Here is a 6,000-nt window from a genome sequence, read left to right on the forward strand (position 1 = left end):
TAGGCATGATTGGTCTCTTTGGCCTGGGTCGCCTTTTTGTCTGCCCGAAGGAGGCCTCAAGAAGACAGGACCAATATGCCCCGTCCCGAAAATGCCGGTGGAGCTCCGCTATCGACCCGAAGCGGCCAGTCGGCCTGCGGCTTTCGAACGTCCGCTGGTTCAGCAGAAGAGGACATTCAACGGCACTTGAGCCGCGGCTTGCCTTGGAGCGCAGCGGAAGGGTAAGCCGTCGGTCTCAAAGTGGCTGTTAGGCATTTTTAGGCAACCTGAATTCAAGCCCAAGTTCATCACTGAGCTGATAGCAGAGCTCTTCCGCAGGCCCCCATCCTCCGCAGCACTCCGGGCTCAAACAGATCGTCAGACATGATATTCGACCAGAGCGCAGGGCATCCTTAACCGCAGCGAAAGCTGCCGATATGTAGCTTTCACTATGAATCCTTGCGATTCCCTCAGGCTGGCGCGAAAAAAAGTAATCAAGGTCGATATTAACGAGCCATCCCGAACCACCGTAGGCATCCAAGAACTCACCGAACATTTCGGGAAGTTTGCTCATATGTATTTCTTCCCAATGAATGGTTTCAGCCGGAGGAGTTCCGATCTCGTGAGTTGCGACAAAGTACTCCGCTATAGTATCTCGATAGACAATCTCGAAAAGATACAGGTAATTGTCCCAGCGAATAAGCGAAACAGGTTTTCCATCCCAGCCTGGGATACTAATTTTCAAGTAGTCATCAAATGCAACTGAACTCAGGTCTGGCAGTTTATCGATTTCGATATCGCTGATTGTAGCCGCAGCATCATAGTGTGCGTCAATGTGGAAAATGCCGTGCTTCGCCCCAGGTTGTAGATGGTGAAGCCAGCACCAAAGAGCCGCTCTGTGATTATCCATAATGTAGACGTTGCCATCGTTCCACAGGAAGTTCTGGTCAACAGCGAGTGACCGATTACGGCCTTTGAATGGGTGTATCCACTTGCTCAATCGTGTTCCCCTGATGTTTAACGTCGTGGTAAGCCGTTAGTTTGAGCGGTAGCGAAAACCCAATCGGTTTAACTAAGTGTTATGGGGTAGCTTAATAAAGCCCGATTTAACCTGATACTCAAAACTCTCCAGAAAAAACATACAGATCGTGTGTACGGAGTTCACCGCCAGCTTTGCATGATGTTCGGCTGGCCTATAAGTTCGCGCGTGTGAATCGCTCATCTTGTTTCGCAGCGGAGCAATACCGCCTACGATACTAATGATCCCCGTCAATATCTGCTTCAAACTATCCGAAATATCCTTCCGACTTGGCTCTAGGTTCAGGTGCTTCTGAACACGTTTATATAGTTGGTTAAGATCGCCGTTATAGGATGTGGCTGCTCCTGTCATGGTCTCTTCAAGCTCTAGAAGTACAGCTTCAAGCAATGACCTGGCATTTGTTATCGCGCCATCGTGGTCTCCAGACGCGACCTTGCTCTTGCACTTGTAAATCTGCTCCCTGATGAAATCGATGTTTGGCGCATTGTTCTCCAGAATGGCATGCTCAAAATTGATTGTGCCCTCGCCAATTGGAGAGAGGGAATAAGCCTTACCATTCTTCAGCAACTTATAACCGTCAAATTCTAGATACTGGTTCAGGTAATCAGCGGCGTCATCCGCAGGAAAGTCGCTCCCGAAAAAGTGCCTAGGGTCGACACAATGCTCAATCACACTCTTAAATTTAGGTTTTCCATTGAGTTCTGAAAGCTTTCCCTCGGCATAAACCCACCTCGACGGGAATCCCTGGCTGTACTCCTCATTGGCTCCAAACTGGTTGAAGAAATCGATTAGGTCCGGTCCCGATCGGTAAGGGGACAGTGCACCAGAGCTACTAATTGGATCGCCGGTTATAACTTTCTGCAGTGCCCGAATGGTTGGTTGATCGACCTTAACGGATTTCACGGGTCAGTCCTTTGTTCGGCATAACCGCAGCCGAAAGCGGAGCGACGAAGGAACGTAGCTTTTGGTCGTCCGCGTTGATGGCGTGGTTAGCCATGACGAGCAACGAAGGCCTGATATTCTGCAGAGGCACGCGGAGCAAAATACACCGCATGGGGAAACGTGTGGTTTGCATGCTGCGTTTCTGTGTATACCCACCAATCGTCATCACCGGTTACCAGCCTGTACAACTGCATCCCCAAGACTTGCTCGCGCCGGAACTCCGGAAATTGCTCGCTGAACTGTCGTTGAAAGTTGTGCTTTGCCCCGAGTTCCGTTAGTACGCGGTTTATCGCTTGTTGCGCGTCAAGGTATGGCCTATCCATAGACTTCGCGGCGTCTATTTCTCTTCTAAGCGCTCTCTCCGAGATGAGGTGTAGACCGCGCGTGTCGGACGAAAAGACAAAGAATTCATTCCAGTAATCGGCCAGATTTTGACGCCGCAATTCAGGTCCTATCTCTGATCGGAAGTTTGTATCTGTAATCACGGATTCTCCCTGGTCTTTTCTTGTGGCTAACATCTAAGCATTTATCCGCCGTGCGAAGCATGGAGGATAAATGTCTGTTGGATCAAGCCGCCTCTCGGAAGGGACCGATAGATAGGGGAAAGTGTTTCGGTGGGAAATGGCGAGGAGTCGCCGCAGGGCGAAAGCGGTGTGTGCGCCCGTTTCCTTTCAGCCATCATTGACCCTATGCACAGTCCCGGTGGCATCCTGATGCCCCAATCTAACGCCATCCATCGGGGTTTTCCAGCGCGAGGGCGAGCGAGGCTCCAGCCTCCCCAGGGACGCCGTACCCCGGACATCCACTCCAAGCCATTGCCATCCTCGCCCAGTTCTGAGAGTCTGTAAACTCGCACTGCCATCAAGGAATAGATGCCATGCCCAAACCAAGGAAAGCCCTCGTCTCGCTCGAGGCCACCCCCTACTACCTGCCCAAGGGCTTGCCCTTTCGCCTCACCGATTACCTGGACCTGGTGGACTTTACCGGCACGGCTCATCCGCGAGGGCAAGCGCGGCGCTATTCCCGAGCACCTGCCATCCATCCTCCAGCGTTTGGAGATCAATCCCAAGCAATGGGGCTATCTGACCACCCAGTTCGAGAGCCCATTCAAAGGACTGGTCGGTGCAACCCACAACCTCAAGCAAGCCTGCAGCAACTCGGCTACCGACGAACGCCCGGGATTGGGGCCTGCCGAACACTGTTGGCATAACGCTAACGCCCTTCATTCGGGTCGCGCTATTCGCTATTTCGCAGCGGGTCGCAAAACCCGCGAATTACGCTCGCGCCGAGTTCGGCCTACTGCATTAAAAATCATCTAAGAACGCTCGATGCGCATTTTTTCCCTCGACTTCAGCCGAATTCGCATAGATCGGAGGCTGCAATGCCGTTCCAGGCAATCGGGGGAGCACTTTTCTTCGTCTTCTTACGATGGATGTCCATGTAAAATTCCCGTCGCGCACCATGTTCGTACGTGGTGCTCGGATATCCCTTCACTTCTATATGCAGCACCCTGTCGTCTTTGACCGCGCTGAGATCAATCCCAGGTTCTTTGGTCTCGATATTCGCAGCTGCGGTGATGGTCCAGTCGTCCTCTTCTAGGGCTGTGCGCAATGTGGCCTGGACATTCCCCTCCCAATGCCAAGGCCGAGTCAGCGTAGATTGTGGCACTACTGCACTCCAGTCGCTCCGCGATGAGGCCCCATTCTATCGCGATAGTACAGTTGAGGCCGAACGCGGTTTTCCTATCTAACACGTGGCAGTAATTGGCCGTTCCCGACCTGGTCTGGATTGATGACCCTGAGCGGACATTAGCTTCTGCGTTCAGGCTACGCCCGCTAGGCAGCAGCCTGAGGCAAGAAGTGGTGTTCGAACGTCTTGAGCAACGACGCATCGTTCACAGCTTTGACTACGGTGCGCAGTGTGTCGCCCTCTACAACCACGATCTCGCATTTGTTGGCATTGGCCAGTCGCGTCTTCTCGACCCGTTCGCGCGCCTGCGCGGACAACGAGCCGCTGGTCCATAGCTCAAACCGCGGTCGCGGGCCTGACCAGCCCAGGTTCTGAAGGTGATGGCGCACGCGCGTAATGCGTCTGGTCAACCACAAACCGACTTCTTCATCGTCGACCAAGGTGCCGGGGGCGATCCCCTTGCATTCGATCATCTGCGCCGTAATGCCTTCGTTTAGGTGATAGACATCCACTTCAGCATTGCCATCTGCGCCCGTACAAATCTTGTTCAACTTAACCTGCCCCGCAGCCGTTTTGCGGACGACTTCGGCCACTAGTAGTTCGAAGAAGGCGCCCCGCATGTTGCCGACCGCACCTTCTAGCTTGCCGAGCTTTGAGAAGAGTTGGTCGAACTTCTCAGGATCAACAAGGCCTTTTGCGGCCTCATTGAGCGTCTGGATCAGCTCACGAAAGCCGTCGGCTACGTCCTCGCCGAAGAGCGACTTAGGAGTGGCCGGCATGATGCCGGCCGAGCGCAACGTTTTGAATGCTTCCGCATCGTAGCCCTGTGCCAACAGGATGAACATCGTGCGTCCGATATTCTTCAACGCACCGAGTGACCGGACTTTGTGCAGGAATGGCTCGACATGCTCGAGCTGTGCGTTCTCGATCAACAGCACATCGCACACAACCCAGCCGGGCTTAACCCCTTTGTCCTTCAGCCGAGTCAATACGGACGTGAGATAGCTGGGCGCGGTCAAGTCCCAGGCAAACGTGCCCACGCGGGGCATCTCCGCTCCCCGCGTCCGAACGGTGTTGAAACTCACCATTGCCAATCGCCGCAACCATTCCCGCACGCTGTCGAGCAAAACGCTCTCCGCGATGAGACGGGATCGGGCAGCAGCGGCCAGTTCATCCAAGCTTTGCTGGTGACGCTCATACGTATTCTTGGTCATCACGCACGGCCCTAACCCAGGCAACGCCTGCTCGACTAGAACATTCGCGGCGACCATACGATCCAGCACTGTACGTGCGGAGAGTTGCTTCTTTTGGGCAATCGGCGAGCCGCAGGCGCCTAGGAAATGACCGAACGGCACGACTCCTCGCGCTTGAATAGCGCCCAGGGCCCGCGCATAGGGACCGTTGGTGGCGAAGATTGCGGCGTAAAGACCTTCCCAGTAGCGCGGAGACGCGTAGTCGTCTTGGTGATATAGAAATCGCGCCCTGCGGGCGAACGGCAAATGCGCAAGCCGCTTGATCTGGGGCGCGCCCCGGCTGACACGCTGACGTGCCGCGGCTGGCGACAATCCGTGGTGGGCCACTAGATGGTCCCTAAGGTCCGTGCTGAGGCAAGGACCGAGGGTCTTGAGGGTATCGGCCAACATGGGCTGCGCTCCAATGTCACAGAGCGCTATTTATAACATTTCACTACGTGGGGTGGCTTTCCTTTTTTGGGAAAAATAAAATAGCCAATTTAATCATGTATTTATAAAGCCCAAAACATCGACATCGAAGATTCGTGTCACAGTACCCCGTTACCCCGATGTCAAACGCCGGTCGTAAAGACGCCTGGCCCGCTCGAACCGATCACTGCAACGCAGTGGTGGAGACGCATTCAGCGCATTACCGTGGTGCTCTGCACAATAATAGGGGGACTATAGGGAACGCATCACCGTCTCGGTCAGCCTACATGGCGGTGTCCCGATTCAACCGGTCGTTCACCGATACTGACCTGAATGACGGCTCCTGGCCGATTCTGTTGAAAAACCAGGGTCAAATTTGCCGTCAGGCAGTATCAAAAGGAAGAGCGCGAGGGGTGTTTTTCTTGTTTTTGCCACCAGCCGACCTGGATGGTGGGTTGGGATGGTGGTTTTTGGGTGGATTCGTCTCAAGTAGGCGCACCTATCCTATGGGTAGGCGGAGGTTGCCCCAACATTTTGGCTAGCTTCCGAAGATTCTGTGCCGTGGCTGCGAGGAGAAATTCGTCTTGCGCCCCGCTTAATCCTCGCAGTCGTAGCCGGTCGAGCTTCATAATGCGTTTGAGGTGCGCAAATAGCATCTCGACCTTTTTACGTTCGTTCCGGGATGCATGG

General features: G+C 54.1%; 6 protein-coding genes. All 6 read right to left on the reverse strand.

Annotated features, from left to right (window positions below):
- Positions 1-247: 247 nt before the first annotated feature.
- Positions 248-979, reverse strand: coding sequence for a peptide arginase family protein (locus BLP65_RS15715; protein ID WP_092999127.1), 732 nt, complete (start codon positions 977-979; stop codon positions 248-250).
- A gap of 72 nt (positions 980-1,051) precedes the next feature.
- Positions 1,052-1,921, reverse strand: a complete 870-nt coding sequence (locus BLP65_RS15720) for an abortive infection family protein (RefSeq protein WP_092999129.1) — start codon at positions 1,919-1,921, stop codon at positions 1,052-1,054.
- Between the two features lie 86 nt (positions 1,922-2,007).
- Positions 2,008-2,445 (reverse strand): hypothetical protein, encoded by a 438-nt coding sequence (locus tag BLP65_RS15725; RefSeq protein ID WP_139181539.1) that lies wholly within the window; start codon positions 2,443-2,445, stop codon positions 2,008-2,010.
- 865 nt (positions 2,446-3,310) lie between these two features.
- Positions 3,311-3,628: an NERD domain-containing protein gene (locus tag BLP65_RS15735; RefSeq protein ID WP_092999135.1), complete on the reverse strand. Its 318-nt coding sequence runs from the start codon at positions 3,626-3,628 to the stop codon at positions 3,311-3,313.
- A gap of 167 nt (positions 3,629-3,795) precedes the next feature.
- Positions 3,796-5,292 (reverse strand): hypothetical protein, encoded by a 1,497-nt coding sequence (locus BLP65_RS15740; protein ID WP_092999137.1) that lies wholly within the window; start codon positions 5,290-5,292, stop codon positions 3,796-3,798.
- A 503-nt stretch (positions 5,293-5,795) separates the two neighbouring features.
- Positions 5,796-6,000: transposase (locus BLP65_RS15745; RefSeq protein WP_139181540.1), on the reverse strand; the 205-nt coding region annotated here is incomplete at its 5' end.

The organism is Thiohalomonas denitrificans (assembly GCF_900102855.1).
In the GTDB taxonomy this organism is placed as follows: Bacteria; Pseudomonadota; Gammaproteobacteria; order Thiohalomonadales; family Thiohalomonadaceae; genus Thiohalomonas; species Thiohalomonas denitrificans.

Bases quoted from the DNA above. Each gene is read 5' to 3' on its own strand.
- BLP65_RS15740 (WP_092999137.1), bottom strand. From the start codon at position 5,292: ATGTTGGCCGATACCCTCAAGACCCTCGGTCCTTGCCTCAGCACGGAC.